16 protein-coding genes are annotated in these 14,324 nt (G+C 58.5%); 5 read left to right on the forward strand and 11 right to left on the reverse strand.

The features are described 5' to 3' along the window. Positions 1 to 3: 3 nt before the first annotated feature. The 7 genes from N7U68_RS17930 to N7U68_RS17960 form a co-directional block, all read right to left on the reverse strand. A complete protein-coding gene (locus tag N7U68_RS17930) occupies positions 4 to 1,215 on the reverse strand; it encodes an acetyl-CoA C-acetyltransferase (protein WP_263047701.1) in 1,212 nt (403 codons plus the stop codon). A gap of 14 nt (positions 1,216 to 1,229) precedes the next feature. Further along, the gene (locus N7U68_RS17935; protein ID WP_263047702.1) at positions 1,230 to 1,865 is read right to left on the reverse strand and encodes a glutathione S-transferase family protein; all 636 of its coding nucleotides are present in this window, start codon (positions 1,863 to 1,865) and stop codon (positions 1,230 to 1,232) included. A gap of 141 nt (positions 1,866 to 2,006) precedes the next feature. After that, the gene (locus N7U68_RS17940; RefSeq protein WP_165193266.1) at positions 2,007 to 3,158 is read right to left on the reverse strand and encodes an acyl-CoA dehydrogenase family protein; all 1,152 of its coding nucleotides are present in this window, start codon (positions 3,156 to 3,158) and stop codon (positions 2,007 to 2,009) included. A gap of 13 nt (positions 3,159 to 3,171) precedes the next feature. Then, positions 3,172 to 3,384, reverse strand: coding sequence for a hypothetical protein (locus N7U68_RS17945; RefSeq protein ID WP_165193265.1), 213 nt, complete (start codon positions 3,382 to 3,384; stop codon positions 3,172 to 3,174). Between the two features lie 42 nt (positions 3,385 to 3,426). After that, the gene (locus tag N7U68_RS17950) at positions 3,427 to 5,202 is read right to left on the reverse strand and encodes an acyl-CoA dehydrogenase C-terminal domain-containing protein (protein ID WP_263047703.1); all 1,776 of its coding nucleotides are present in this window, start codon (positions 5,200 to 5,202) and stop codon (positions 3,427 to 3,429) included. Between the two features lie 41 nt (positions 5,203 to 5,243). After that, on the reverse strand, positions 5,244 to 5,645 hold the full coding sequence (locus N7U68_RS17955) for a MerR family transcriptional regulator (RefSeq protein ID WP_165193262.1): 402 nt from the start codon (positions 5,643 to 5,645) through the stop codon (positions 5,244 to 5,246). 170 nt (positions 5,646 to 5,815) lie between these two features. Next, on the reverse strand, positions 5,816 to 6,187 hold the full coding sequence (locus N7U68_RS17960) for a MerR family transcriptional regulator (protein WP_165193260.1): 372 nt from the start codon (positions 6,185 to 6,187) through the stop codon (positions 5,816 to 5,818). Between the two features lie 216 nt (positions 6,188 to 6,403). Here N7U68_RS17960 and N7U68_RS17965 point away from each other — a divergent pair, with 216 nt between their 5' ends. The 4 genes from N7U68_RS17965 (at position 6,404) to N7U68_RS17980 (ending at position 9,125) form a co-directional block, all read left to right on the forward strand. After that, a complete protein-coding gene (locus N7U68_RS17965) occupies positions 6,404 to 6,835 on the forward strand; it encodes a PaaI family thioesterase (protein ID WP_206295738.1) in 432 nt (143 codons plus the stop codon). A 34-nt stretch (positions 6,836 to 6,869) separates the two neighbouring features. Then, positions 6,870 to 7,355 (forward strand): PaaI family thioesterase, encoded by a 486-nt coding sequence (locus N7U68_RS17970; RefSeq protein ID WP_263047704.1) that lies wholly within the window; start codon positions 6,870 to 6,872, stop codon positions 7,353 to 7,355. Then, the gene (locus N7U68_RS17975; RefSeq protein WP_263047705.1) at positions 7,348 to 8,679 is read left to right on the forward strand and encodes an MATE family efflux transporter; all 1,332 of its coding nucleotides are present in this window, start codon (positions 7,348 to 7,350) and stop codon (positions 8,677 to 8,679) included. Before N7U68_RS17970 ends, N7U68_RS17975 begins: the two co-directional genes overlap by 8 nt. 62 nt (positions 8,680 to 8,741) lie before the next feature. After that, positions 8,742 to 9,125, forward strand: coding sequence for a VOC family protein (locus N7U68_RS17980; protein WP_165193255.1), 384 nt, complete (start codon positions 8,742 to 8,744; stop codon positions 9,123 to 9,125). Positions 9,126 to 9,139: 14 nt separating this feature from the next. Here the strand turns inward: N7U68_RS17980 and N7U68_RS17985 are convergent, their stop codons facing one another. The 4 genes from N7U68_RS17985 to N7U68_RS18000 all read right to left on the reverse strand — a co-directional run bounded on the left by N7U68_RS17985 (position 9,140) and on the right by N7U68_RS18000 (position 12,579). Then, positions 9,140 to 10,762, reverse strand: coding sequence for an MFS transporter (locus N7U68_RS17985; protein WP_263047706.1), 1,623 nt, complete (start codon positions 10,760 to 10,762; stop codon positions 9,140 to 9,142). Between the two features lie 85 nt (positions 10,763 to 10,847). After that, positions 10,848 to 11,189, reverse strand: a complete 342-nt coding sequence (arsC, locus tag N7U68_RS17990) for an arsenate reductase (glutaredoxin) (protein WP_263049185.1) — start codon at positions 11,187 to 11,189, stop codon at positions 10,848 to 10,850. Further along, entirely contained in the window at positions 11,186 to 12,244 is a 1,059-nt protein-coding gene (locus N7U68_RS17995) for a quinone-dependent dihydroorotate dehydrogenase (protein WP_263047707.1), read from the reverse strand. Before N7U68_RS17995 ends, arsC begins: the two co-directional genes overlap by 4 nt. Continuing rightward, the gene (locus N7U68_RS18000; protein ID WP_165193251.1) at positions 12,241 to 12,579 is read right to left on the reverse strand and encodes a DUF952 domain-containing protein; all 339 of its coding nucleotides are present in this window, start codon (positions 12,577 to 12,579) and stop codon (positions 12,241 to 12,243) included. The genes N7U68_RS17995 and N7U68_RS18000 overlap by 4 nt, the downstream gene beginning before the upstream one ends. 118 nt (positions 12,580 to 12,697) lie before the next feature. Here N7U68_RS18000 and N7U68_RS18005 point away from each other — a divergent pair, with 118 nt between their 5' ends. Continuing rightward, the gene (locus N7U68_RS18005; RefSeq protein ID WP_263047708.1) at positions 12,698 to 14,263 is read left to right on the forward strand and encodes a bifunctional metallophosphatase/5'-nucleotidase; all 1,566 of its coding nucleotides are present in this window, start codon (positions 12,698 to 12,700) and stop codon (positions 14,261 to 14,263) included. Positions 14,264 to 14,324: the final 61 nt, after the last annotated feature.

Consider the following 14,324-nt stretch of genomic DNA (forward strand, 5'->3'; position numbering starts at 1 on the left):
GCTTTAAACGCGCTCGATGATCGTGGCGGCACCCATGCCCGATGCGATGCAGAGCGTGGCAAGGCCGGTTTGCTTGTCGGTGCGTTCCAACTCATCCAGCAATGTACCAATGATGATGGCACCGGTTGCACCCAGTGGGTGCCCCATCGCAATCGAGCCGCCATTCACGTTTACCAGTGCCGGATCGACATCAAACGCTTGCTGGAAGCGCAACACGACAGACGCGAATGCCTCGTTCACCTCAAAGAGGTCGATATCCCCGATCTGCATGCCGCTATCAGCGAGGATTTTCTGCGTTGCAGGAACCGGACCGGTCAACATGATCGTTGGATCGGTGCCGATCTTGCAGGTCTGGCGGATGCGTGCGCGGGGTTTGAGGCCCCATTTTTCACCGAACTCCGCGTTGCCGATCAGAACGCCGGCCGAGCCATCAACGATACCCGATGAGTTACCAGCGTGGTGAATGTGGTTGATCCGCTCCAGATGCGGGTATTTCAGCTTGGCCACGGCATCAAAGCCCGGCATCACTTCGCCCATTGCCTGAAACGCCGGGTTTAAACTGCCCAAAGTCTGCATATCAGTGCCGGGACGCATGTACTCGTCATGATCCAGAATGGTCAGGCCGTTCTGATCCTTTACCGTGATAACCGACTTGGCAAAACGGTTGTCATCCCACGCCGCCTTGGCCCGTTTCTGGGATTCCATCGCCAGCGCATCGGCCTGATCGCGGGTAAAGCCATATTCAGTTGCGATGATATCGGCGCTGATCCCTTGCGGGACAAAATAGGTCTCCATCGCAACGCTGGGATCGACAGCAATCGCCGCGCCGTCGCTGCCCATTGCCACACGGCCCATCATTTCGACCCCGCCGGCGATGTAGGCCTCACCTGCGCCGCCTTTGACTTGATTGGCGGCCAGATTCACCGCCTCCATACCCGACGCGCAGAACCGATTGATCGCGAGACCGGGAATGGATTCATCCAGATCCGAGGCCAGAACCGCCGTGCGTGCCAGGCAGCCGCCCTGTTCCATAACTTGGGTTACATTGCCCCAAATGACATCTTCGACGGCGTGCCCGTCCAGGCCATTGCGTTCTTTCAGGGCGTTCAACACCTGCGCACTGAGGCGCACGGCTGTCACTTCATGCAGGGCGCCATCCTTGCGGCCCTTGCCGCGCGGGGTGCGCACAGTGTCATAGATAAATGCGTCAGACATATCGGTCTCCTTTTTTACGCGCGGTCAGCCGGGCTGCCGGGCATCAGATCGTATGGGTGTTTCCAGCCGGGGATGTTTTCAATATTCGAAAGCCACCGGTCTATGTTGGGCCAATCCTTGCGGTCAAAGCCGAAAGGTTCAGGGTAGAAGAGGTAGCCACAGCACGAGAGGTCCGCATTGGTGATCGCGTCACCTACGATCCATTCCCGTCCCTTCAGATGGGTGTCGAGTACGGCATAGGCCGCCTTAAGCCGTGCCTGACTGAAACCGATCACTTCTGCGGGACGCTTGTTCTCGGGTAGGAAGTTCATCAGGAACCGCACCATGCCCGCTTGGCTGCTTAGTTTGTGATTGTCCCAGAAAACCCAGCGCATGACCTCGCGCTGCTCTTCGGGTGTGCTGCCGCCAAAGCGACCGGTCTTTTCGGTGATATACATCTGTATCACCCCCGATTGCGTCAGCGTGGTATCCCCATCCACCAGCACGGGTACTTCGCCCATCACGTTGAGTTGGCGAAATTCGTCGCTGCGGGCGGCACCGCCAAAGAAATCCACATAAACAGGCGTCCATTCCATCCCTGACAATTCCAGCGCCAAAGCGGCTTTGTAGGCGTTTCCGCTTTCTCCCATGCAGTAGAGTTCGATCGTCATTCTATCCTCCCAGTGCCGTTTTGGCGGCAGGCCGTTGATTTTTAGTACTTTTAGGAGGGTGAAAGCGCAGACTGATGCTTTCACCTTTCGTCAAAATATCACCGCCGGGGACGTTCCAGGATCGATACCCGGTTGGCCTGATCAAGCGGTTCTCTTCTCGGTAAAGCTGCGCGCGATCAACTCCTTCATGATCTCGTTTGTGCCGCCATAGATTTTCTGTACGCGCGCATCGGCCCACATTTCGGCCACGGCATATTCTTGCATGAAGCCATAGCCACCATGCAGTTGAACGCAGTCATCCAGCACGTCACATTGCGTATCGGTGAGCCAGTATTTTGCCATCGCGGCCTTCTCGACGCTCAGCGCGCCGTGCAAATGCTCGGTGATGCATTCATCCAGAAATGCCCGCGCTACCTTGGTGCGTGTCAGGCATTCTGCCAGCTTGAACCGGGTGTTCTGGAACTGTGTCAGCGGTCCTCCGAAAGCTTCGCGTTCATTGCAATAGGCGATCGTGCGCGCCACTGCGCCCTCCATCGCGCCCACCGCGCCGCAACCAATGATCAACCGCTCTTGTGGCAGTTGGTTCATCATCTGGCCAAACCCCAAGCCTTCGGCGTCACCGAGGATGTTTTCGGGGGCAATCTCGACATTGTCGAAAAACAGCTCCGAGGTGTCCGCAGCGTGCAGTCCGACCTTGTCAAGGTTGCGTCCGCGCGAGAATCCTTTTGCGCCATCGGTCTCGACAACCACAAGCGAGACGCCCTTGGCGCCAGCTTTGGGATCGGTCTTGGCGGCGACGATGATCAGATTGGCATGCTGGCCATTGGTGATGAATGTTTTCTGGCCCGACAGGCGATAGGCGTTGCCATCGCGCACGGCCTTGGTCTTGATACCCTGCACGTCCGAGCCTGCAGCGGGTTCGGTCATTGCCAAAGCGCCGACCATTTCGCCGGTGACCATCTTTGGCAACCAGCGTTTTTTCTGCTCTTCGGTGCCGTAGGCGAGGATGTAATGCGCGACGATGCCGGAATGGATCGGGTTGCCCCAGCTGGCTAGGTTGGCGCGCGGCGCTTCCATCAGGATGACGGCCTCGTGACCAAAATCACCACCGGCACCACCATATTCCTCCGGGATCGAGGGGCAGAGCAACCCCAGCGCCCCGGCCTGCTGCCATGTCTCGCGGTCCATCTGACCGGCTTTGCGCCACCGCTCGAAGTGCGGGGCCCATTCGGCCTCGATAAAGCTGCGGGTCATGTCCGCCAGCATTTCGTGCTCTTCTGTCATCCAAGTCATCGGATGGCTCCCCTTAGCGTTTGCGCGCGTCCAGTTCAGAATTGAAAATTCTCAGCCGGTGCGAAAACGTGTCTTCGTCGATCACGCTGTCGAAGTTCTCAAAGAGAAAAGACAGTGCCTCGCCTTCATCCAACCCGGCCTCAGCGGCGAATTTCCGCAAGCGGCGATAGCCTTCTTCGGTCATTGCCGCGTTAAAGCGCCGCGTCAGGCGAAAGCGTTTTGGCATCTGTCGGTCCCCCCCGTAGGCCGGGCTTCAGCCCGGCACCCGTTAAAATTGCTCGGCGTCCAGCCCCATCACCGGCTCTGCGCCTGATTGGATACGCGCCAGATGCATGGCCGTCGCGGGCAGGCGGCGTTGCATGTAGAAACGTCCGGTTTTCAACTTCGCCTCGTAAAACGCCTTGTCGCCGCTGCCGTCCTCCAGTGCCGAGAGTGCGGCGCGCGCCATGCGTCCCCACATCAGGCCGAGACAGACATGCCCGAAGAGGTGCATGAAGTCATAACTGCCCGAGAGCGCGGCATTGGGGTTTTTCATGCCATTCTGCATGAAGAACATACCGGCAGTCTGCAAATCCTTCGATGCAGCCTTCAGCGGCTCGACGAAGTCACTCATTCCTTCCACGTCCTTATTATCTTTGCAGAAGTTTTTGACCATTTCAAAGAAGGCCATGACGTGCTTGCCGCTGTCCTGTGCCAGTTTCCGGCCCACCAGATCGAGCGCCTGAACACCGTTGGCGCCTTCGTAGATCATCGCAATCCGTGCGTCGCGGGTGTATTGTGACATGCCGGATTCTTCGATGTAGCCATGACCGCCATATATTTGCTGTGCCAGCACAGTCATGTCGTAGCCTTCGTCCGTCAGGAAGCCCTTGACCACAGGCGTCATCAGCGAAATCAGGCCTTCGGCCGCAGCGTCATCACCGCGGTGCGACTGGTCAATCAGCTGAGCACTCCACAGAAGGAATGCCCGCGCCCCTTCGATAAATGATTTCTGATCCATCAGGCTACGGCGGATGTCAGGATGCACAATCAATGGATCGGCAGGGCCATCGGGGTTTTCTGCACCGGTCACGGCGCGGCCCTGCAGCCGGTCCTTGGCATAGATCACCGCGTTTTGATACGCGATTTCGGCTTGGGCGAGGCCCTGCATACCGACGCCGATGCGCGCTTCGTTCATCATCGTGAACATGGCGCGCATGCCTTTGTGCATATCGCCCAGCAGCCAACCTTTGGCACCGTCATAATCCATCACGCAGGTGGAATTGCCGTGAATGCCCATCTTTTCTTCGATCTTGCCGCATTTCACGCCGTTGCGGTCGCCCAGACTGCCATCGTCGTTGATCAGGAATTTCGGTACGATAAACAGGCTCACGCCCTTGATCCCTTCGGGGCCGCCGGGGATTTTGGCCAGCACCAGATGGATGATGTTGTCGGCCATGTCATGCTCGCCCGACGAGATAAAGATCTTCTGCCCGGTGATCGCATAGCTACCATCGTCCTGCGGCTCTGCCTTGGACCGCATCAGGCCCAGGTCGGTGCCGCAGTGAGGTTCTGTCAGGTTCATCGTGCCGGTCCATTCGCACGAGAACATGTTTGGCAGATAAGTCTGCTTTTGTTCGTCTGTCCCATGGGTCAGAATCGCGGATGCGGCACCGTGGGTCAGACCCTGATACATCGTGAACGCCTGATTAGCCGCCGAGAACATCTCGCCGACAGCAGTGCCCAGAACGTAGGGCATATTTTGTCCGCCATATTCTTCGGGCAGGTCAAGCGCGGTCCAACCGCCCTCGCGCACCTGATCGAATGCTGCCTTAAAACCAGTCGGGGTTCGCACGACACCGTTTTCAAGAACACAACCTTCGGTGTCACCCACAGGGTTCAATGGGGCCAGCACTTCACCAGCGATTTTGCCCGCTTCTTCCAGCACCGCGCCAGTGAATTCGGCGTCAAGCTCGGCATAGCCGGGGGTATCGGCCTGCGATACGTTCAGTACGTTATGCAGAACGAATTGGGTATCCTTGGTGGGGGCAATGTAGCTGGGCATGTCGTGTATTCCCTGAGTTTTCGTGGTTGTTTCTTGGTTGATTATTCTGCGGCGTCGCTGGCCCGGCTCATTGAGGCGAGCACTTTCTCGACCCATGCCATCTGTTCACGCAGATCAGAAATGGCGTCTTCGAGTTCCGTGCGCTGGTGCTCCATGTCCCGCAGCCGTTCAGCGGCCAATTCACGGGTTCGCACCATTTGGGCATGTTGCTGGTCACCGGTGTCATAGAGATCGAGCAGTTGACGAATTTCTTCGAGGCTGAAGCCAAAGCGCTTGCCGCGCAGGATCAGCTTCAGACGCGCGCGGTCGCGCTTGGTGAACAGTCGCTTTTGCCCTTCGCGGATCGGTGCAAGCAGTTCCTTGGACTCGTAAAAGCGCAAAGTTCGGGGCGTTACCTCGAACGCGTCGCACATTTCACGGATAGTCATAATATCGGCGGTCATATCAATCCTGGAGTCTCGTTTCGGTTGTGCTCGATATGTAGTCTCAAGCTGAACTTACAACGGGAATTGACGTTTACGTAAGTCCGACGTCGCGTCACTTTTGGGGGATTGTTGGTTTATCCGGTAAAACCAAGGTCTGGTTTGCTGCCTGACGAGCCGCAGACCGAGGCTCAGTTCTTCAGAGAGGCGGAAGTATCATCGCGGAGCTTTTGCAATTCTTCTATCGCTTCGTCAATCTGTTCACGCTGATCGGCGAGCTCGCGTAGCTGCTTATCCGCCAGATCAATCCAACTGCTCATTTGCGCAGTTGTGCCGTCGTTCTCGTAGATCAGTAGCCACTGACGAATTTCTTCTAGGCTGAAGCCGAACTTGCGCCCTCGAAGGATGAGCGTCATTCGTGCCATTTCCCGAGCGCCATAGTATCGCGCACGCCCGTCTCGTTCGGGCTGAAGCAGCTCGATATACTCGTAATATCTCAGTGTACGCGGCGTTACGTCGAACTTTGCGCACATCTGCTTTAGGGACAAACGTGGTTCTGGCATCGCTACACCCAACGCGAAACATGGCATCAAGTTCCGTCAGAGTGCCGTATTTTTGAACATTGTGAAACCCCTTCATTGCCGCAGGTCGACCGCGATTTGGCGCTCTTGGGGCTGCGGTGCCGGACGTGGGTTGCGCCAATCGGCGCTTGCGTGCTGTGGGCCAAGTGACAATAAAGGCGGCGTAATCCCGAAGCGATGGTATACAAGGTCCGTGACATGAGCAGCATAAACGATGACGGCAACCATCCGGGAATGCAGTTCTTTCGCGAGCTGCCTCATGCGGTGGCGCTTGGCATGACGGCCCATGTTATGAAGGATGGTCGTGCAGAGATGGCGATGCCTTGGGATCAAAAGCTGGTTGGTGATCCCGAAAGCGGCGTCATCCACGGTGGAGCGGTCAGTGCTTTGATGGATACCTGTTGTGGTGCCGCGGCGATGTGTCATCCTGAGTCTGTCGGGGGTACCGCAACGATCGCGCTTCGGATCGACTATATGCGTCCTGCGACGCCGGGCCAGACAATCCGAGCCCGCGCCGAGTGCTATCATATCACCCGGTCCGTCGCTTTTGTTCGGGCGACAGCTCTGGACGATGATGATGATCGACCGGTCGCTACAGCCACCGGTACCTTTACCGTGGAGGGCAAGTGATGGAAAAGCCCCCCGCCGCCCGCGCCCGGAGCCAGTGCAGGTCGTCAAGCAGCGCCGTGATGAGGCGTTGAACGCGCTGGTTTCTGGCGTGCCTTACATTGGATTTCTGGGAATCACCTTTGATCGGCGCGGGGACGAACTGACCGGCGTTCTGGCCTATCAGGATGCTCTGATCGGCAATCCTATTCTTCCCGCGCTTCACGGCGGTGCAACTGCGGCATTTTTGGAAGTGACGGCAATCATCAGCCTCAGTTGGTCAATGCTGTGGCCCGAAATCGAAAGCGGTGGGGCCGAGGCCGAGGCGCTGGCGGCGGGGCAGATGCCGCGCCTGCCTAAAACGATCGATTTTACTGTGGACTACCTGCGAACGGGCCTGCCGCGCGATGCGTATGCACGGGCCAAGATCAATCGGTCGGGGCGGCGTTATGCGTCGGTGCATGTTGAGGCGTGGCAGGATAATCGTGACCGCGCGTTTGCGCAGGCAACGGGACATTTTCTGATGCCGCGCCGCGATGGCTGATAGTGTGGCAATTGCTGCCGGGCCCCTGACGCATATGCGCGTGTTGCGCATTGCGGGCCCCATCGTGATTTCCAACGCGACCGTTCCGATCCTCGGTGCCGTGGACACTGGTGTGGTGGGGCAGCTGGGTTTGGCTGCACCGATCGGCGCAGTCGGGATCGGCGCGATCATCCTCACGGCACTCTATTGGGTTTTCGGATTCCTGCGGATGGGTACCAGTGGGCTGACCAGTCAGGCCAACGGTGCCGGCCAAACAGGTGAAGTCGCCGCTATGCTGACCCGATCTTTGATGATCGCGGCTGCGGGGGGCGTGGCCATCATCGCCCTGCAGTTACCGCTGTTCTGGGGGGCGTTCCGCATGGCCCCCGCCAGTGCTGAGGTCGAAACCCTTGCGCGCGACTATATGAATATTCGCGTTTGGAGTGCGCCAGCAATCATTGCGCTCTATGCCGTGACCGGCTGGCTGATTGCTTTGGAACGGACGGGCGCCGTTCTGATGATCCAAGTGCTGATGAACGGCGCAAACATCGTGCTGGATTTGTGGTTCGTCCTCGGCCTTGGTTGGGGCGTAGAGGGGGTGGCCTGGGCGACGTTTATCGCGGAATGGAGTGGATTGGCCTTGGGCCTGTGGTTTTGTCGGGCGGCGTTCAGAGTGCCTGCATGGCGTGATTGGGCGCGTGTATTTGATCCTGACCGGTTACGCCTGATTCTGGGGGTCAACGTAGACATCCTGCTGCGGTCGCTGATGCTGGAGATGATCTTTGTCTCGTTCTTGTTTCTTGCCAGCGATTTCGGCGACGTGACGCTGGCGGCCAATCAGGTTCTGATTCAGTTCTTGCATATCACCGCCTATGCGCTGGACGGGTTTGCCTTTGCCGCCGAGGCGCTGGTAGGTGCCGCTTTCGGGGCGCGTTCGATGACACGCGTGCGACGTGCATCGATCATAACCAGTATTTGGGGTGTTGGGTGCAGTGTGATGCTGATGATAGGGTTCTGGATTGTCGGCGTGTGGGGGATTTGGCTGATGGCAAAAGCACCAGAAGTGCAGGCGGCGGCGCAAACCTATCTGCCTTATATGATCGTGGCACCGCTGCTGGGGGTTGCTGCCTGGATGCTCGACGGAATTTTCATCGGTGCGACGCGCACGCGCGACATGCGCAACATGATGGTAATCAGTGCTGTGATCTATGGTGTGGCGGTGCTGCTACTGGTGCCGAATTTCGGAAATCACGGCCTCTGGATTGCGTTGCTCATATCCTTTGTCGTGCGCGGGCTGTCCTTGGGGGCACGCTATCCGGCGCTGGAACGCGCGGCAGACCCTTGAGATATTGCTCGCCACCCGGCGGGCCGTGCTAAGCTCCTGATCGGTAGCAAGGAGGGAACGGCATGGATTTAGGAGCATTCTCGATCAGTCTCGCAGTCAAGAATCTGACACGGTCGCGGGGGTTTTATGAGGCGCTGGGGTTCGCCGAGGCTGGCGGCTCGCCAGATCAGGGTTGGCTCATTTTACGTAATGGCGATACTGTGATCGGCCTTTTCGAAGGTATGTTTGAGGGCAACATCCTTACGTTTAATCCGGGCTGGGATCAGAGCGGCGCATCGAAACCCGCATTCTCTGACATTCGAACGATCGAGGCGCGATTGAAAAAGGCGGGGCTGAAAATCGAGCGCGAGACTGGCGGCGGAACCGGGCCAGCCAGCCTGATCCTGCGCGACCCCGACGGTAACTCGGTGATGCTGGATCAGCATGTGGATGCACCGGACGATTGACTGCCTCGCGGCGGCTAGTCCGTGGTGCGCAGGCGCGAGTGCTGCACCAGCAGGATCGTCAGCAAGGGCAGAACAAATCCCAGAACACCGGCAGTAATCAGCACCCAACCAAGTTGGCTGTAATCGGCGGGTATCTCGACCACGCCTGTGGTGTCTGTAACCTCGCGGCTGACCACGAAAATCTGATTCAGATATTTCGTTGCCAGCGAACTGGCTGAAAGGGCCAGATTGGTGAATGATGCCATGACGGCAAAGAACGTTGCCTTGAGGTTATCAGGGGCATTGCGCGCGATCCAGGCCAGCATCGGAATGAGCGCGATCTGGCTGAGCGGGGATTCCGCTGCGGTATCCAGCACCGCGATGAAACGTGCATCAATCAGCCCGCCGGTCAGCGGGGCGGTGATGTCTTGTACCCCGTAGTAAAGTGCGATGTTGGGCAGGGCGAGCAGACCCGCTGCGATCGTGAGGATCAGATAGACCTGCGTCAGCCGCCGCTGGGCCATGAACGGGCGCAGGACAATCATTGCGGCAAGCGTCAGCGCAGCTGCAACCAGTTGCAGCACCGATAGGAATTGCGGATCGAACCCCAACTCGTCAATGGTGAACCAAGTGGCCCCTTGGCCGGGTAAAGGGACGGCACGAAAGACAAAAATGATCAGAGCCGTGCCTAGCAGCATACGAGCCTGTGCGGCTGGCAAGCTGCGCATCAGTTGCCGCATTAGTGTCAGCACGATCGCCATCGAGCCGACAAAAACGATTTCCTGTGCAAAGGGCACGTTCAGCAGGCCGACGGTTAACGACAATGCAACGAAGGCGCCGCCGCCGATAAAATACCACGGGTTTACCTGCGTTGGTGGTCCGGGCCGGTCGATCAGGCGTTGGGTATCACGCCCGGCTCGCGCTGCGCGGTGGATGGCGCGCCGTCGCTGTACGGATGCGAGGATCACGCCCGAGACTGAAATCAGCGGCACCATCATCGCGATGAGGTAGATCTCGGCATAGACCTCTGCCTTGGCTGCTTGTGGCAACGTGTCGACGTCGTCGAAGGCCACGATGTTGATCAGGGCGACGATCAGGGTCCCGCCGATCAGCGCGATGCGCCCCAGCATCTGCATTGTCGTGTGCATGGCCCGCAATGTGTCTTCGTCCAGAGGGGTGCCATCCGGGCCACGTCGTGGCACGGCCTCGACCGACATCGCGTCGGCAACCGCGTCCTGCAACACCAAGCCACAGGGTGCCAGCAATGTTGACGCGACATACCATGCCTCTACCGGCAGTAATGCGCCCATGGCCTCTGGTGCCGTGATCAACAGATACATGATGGTGAAACTGCCCGCGACCAGCCCCGCCCCGAGATAGAGCAGCAGCCATTTCCAACGCCATATGATATCCACCAGATGCCCCAGCGGCATTTTCAAGGCCCAAGGCAATCCCGCCCAAAAGGTCAACCCGGCGAGGAACGCGGCAGAGAGGCCTAGATACTCCTTGACGAAAAACACGCCGACGATCGTGGTCAGGGTTGAAACACCATAAGCAAGGTAGACCATCAGCGGCGGCAGGAATGACCAGCGCATCTGTCGAAAGAGGTCAAACAGCACCGTATCGAGCCAGCGACCGGTGCTTTGGGCGAATGTCATGGTTTTAGGTATCTCATTAACATTGGCACGGATTTAGGCTCATCGAGACGCATTGCAAGCTGCCCGATTGACGGTCGTCCGGTCGTCACAACAGGCGCAGCAGGTCTTCGGACGGACGCCCGATCGCTGCGGCTGTGTCGGTAAATGCGATAGGGCGTTCGATCAGTTTTGGATGTGCGGCCATTGCGGCAAAGAGATCGTTTTCGGCGTCGGACAGGCTTAGTCCCAACTCGCGGAACTGGGCCTCTGTCGGACGCAACATGTCAGCCAAGGGGCGTTCCAGCAGCGCATGAACCGAACGCAGCTCTGCCTCTGTTGGGGCATCTTCCAGATACTTCCGCACAGTCAGCTGAACGCCGCGCGCCTCCAACAATGCCAGACCGGCGCGTGACTTTGAACAGCGCGGATTGTGCCAATACGTGATCATAGCCATTCTTCTCGTTTTGTGGCGACCGCAGCCGCGACCGATGTGTACCCATCGGCCTCAAGCAACCGGTCCAGTCCAGCGGTAATGCGTGGGACCAGCGACAAGCCTTCGTAAACCAGTGCAGAGTAAAGTTGTACCGCAGAGGCCCCGGCGCAAATCTTGGCATAGGCGTCCTCGGCGTTGGCGATCCCGCCGACGCCGATCAGAGGGATGTTCCCCTCGGTCAGCTTCGATAACTGTGCCAGAACGCGAGTGGACTTGGCAAAGAGCGGCGCGCCCGACAGGCCGCCCTTTTCGTCACGGGCGGTATCCGTCAACCCGTTACGATCCAGTGTCGTGTTGGTAGCGATGATACCATCGAGAGCGGAAATCCTTGCCACTTCGGCGATTTCTGCTAGCTCGGCTTCGTTCAGATCAGGCGCGATCTTGAGAAAAATCGGGATAGGCCGCTCCAGCCAATCGCGCACTTCCATCACACCTGCCAATAGGGTGGTCAGCGCCGCTGTCCCTTGTAGATCGCGCAGCTTTTCCGTGTTGGGAGAAGAGACGTTGACCGTCGCGAAATCAAGATGCCGACCGCAATGGGCCAAGACACGGGCGAAATCATCGGCCCGGTCGGCGCTGTCCTTGTTCGCGCCTAGGTTCAGACCGATCACGGCACCTCTGGGGCGTTTGGCCAGCCGTTCTTCGGCGGCGTCCATTCCAGCATTGTTAAATCCGAAACGGTTGATCACTGCGCGGTCATTGCGCAGACGGAACAGACGCGGACGCGGATTGCCGGATTGTGCGTGAGGGGTTACCGCGCCGACTTCGATCATGCCGAAGCCCGCACGCGACAGCGGTTCCAATGTCTCGGCGTTCTTGTCAAACCCGGCGGCAAGGCCAACAGGATTAGGCAAAGTCATCCCGGCAACCTCAGTCCTCAGACGTGTGCTGGTGATCTGGCCGGGCAGGGGCACCAGACCGAGGCGCAGCGCCCTAAGGGCCAAACCATGCGCCCGCTCCGGGTCGCACCGGTGCAGCAGTCCAAGCCCGAGACGTTCCAGCCTGTTCATTCGACACCGGGCGGAAACTGATGTTGACCGTCCGCCAGTGGCAGCGGCTGTGCCCATGACACATCGGACAGACGTAGCTCGCGGTAGAGATGTGGAAAGAGTGCCCCACCGCGAGAGGGTTCCCATCGCAGATCATCCCCCAGCCGGTCGGTTTCAACGCCTAGCAGCATCAGGCCGTCTTCCCCTGCAAAATGCTTGGCTGCCGTTTCGGCGGCTTGCGCGGGTGTCGAAAAATGCACGAACCCATCGGCCAGATCGACAGGCGCTCCGTCGCTTTGACCGTTGGCGCGTAAATCGGCCCATTCGGGCGCGCGAAAAATCTTGTAAATGATCATGGCCGGGTGATGCCCGCCTGCGCGCGCGCGGTCAAGCATAGATAGGTTTGACGCCGCACGCGTGACAGGGCACGATTGTCCGGCATACTCGTGTCCTCTGTTGCCAAGGAGACTGCCAATGATCCGCCCCCTAATGACCGCAGCCGTGTTAAGCTTTGTGACGTTGCCTGCATGGGCGCAGGACCGCCTGACCATTCTGCACACCAACGATTTCCATTCCCGTTTCGAACCGATCAACAAATACGATTCGACGTGCAAGCCGGAGGACAACGTCGAGGGGAAATGCTTTGGTGGTACCGCCCGGTTGATTACCGCGATTCAGGCCGCCCGCGCTGCATCCGACGCGCCGGTGATCCTTGTCGATGGTGGCGATCAGTTTCAGGGAACCCTGTTTTACACTTATTACAAGGGTCAACTGGCCGCAGAAATGATGAATTTGCTCGGCTATGATGCAATGACCGTCGGCAATCACGAGTTCGACGATGGCCCAGAAGTGTTGCGCGGGTTTGTGGATGCTGTGGAATTTCCCGTACTGATGTCCAATGCCGATGTTTCGGCCGAGCCTTTTCTGGCGGACAAGATCGCCAAGTCGATCGTGATTGAGCGTGCTGGTATGACAGTGGGCCTAATCGGTCTGACGCCGCAAAACACTGATGAGCTGGCCACGCCCGGCCCCAATGTCACGTTTTCCGACCCGGTTGCCGCCGTACAGACCGAAGTGGATCGACTGACCGATGCGGGCATCACCCGCATCATCGTCTTGTCCCACAGCGGATATGGCGTTGATCAGCACGTTGCACGCGAGACGACAGGCGTGGACGTCATCGTCGGTGGACATTCCAACACCTATCTGCATCCGACTGACCCCGACGCCGAAGGATCCTACCCCACGATGATTGGCGATACGGCAATCGTGCAGGCCTATGCCTATGGCAAGTTCCTCGGCGCGCTTGATGTGACTTTTGACAAGGCCGGCAATGTCGTCACCGCGACAGGGACGCCGCAACTGATTGATGCGGATGTTTCCGAAAATGCCGATGTGCTGGCGCGCCTGACAGAGGCCGCCGCACCGCTGGAGGCAATCAGGAACAAGGTCGTGGCAGAAACATCCAGCGCCATCGGCGGTGATCGCGACGCCTGCCGTAGCGGGCCATGCGAGATGGGCATCGCCGTTGCTGAGGCGATGTTGGAACGGGTCAAGGATCAGGGCATTGAGATCGCATTGCAAAACGGCGGTGGCGTTCGCGCTGGCATTGATGCGGGCCCTGTTACCATGGGCGAAGTTCTGACCGTACTACCATTCCAGAACACACTCTCGACCTTTCGCGTGACCGGAGCCGAGGTGCGGGCGGCGCTGGAAAACGGGCTGAGCCAAGTCGAGGAGGGCGCAGGTCGGTTTCCACAGGTGGCGGGGATGAGCGTGACCTATGATCCCTCTGCCGCGCCCGGTAACCGGGTGCGGGAGGTGACAGTAGCTGGTGTCGCGCTCGATCCAGATCGACTTTACGGGATGGTCTCGAACAACTATCTGCGCAACGGTGGAGATGGCTATTCAGTGTTGAAAGACGCGCGCGATCCTTATGATTACGGTCCCGATGTCGCGGATGTGTTGGCTGAATACCTTGCACAGCGCATTCCATTCTCTCCGACTGTGGATGATCGTGTCCGCACGGTTTCCGAGTGACATCATGGGTCTCAATGTTTCCAACATACTCAATGCAATCCGTCGCAAAGGCCAAATACCA

The organism is Roseovarius pelagicus, from assembly GCF_025639885.1.
GTDB classification, from domain to species: Bacteria; Pseudomonadota; Alphaproteobacteria; order Rhodobacterales; family Rhodobacteraceae; genus Roseovarius; species Roseovarius pelagicus.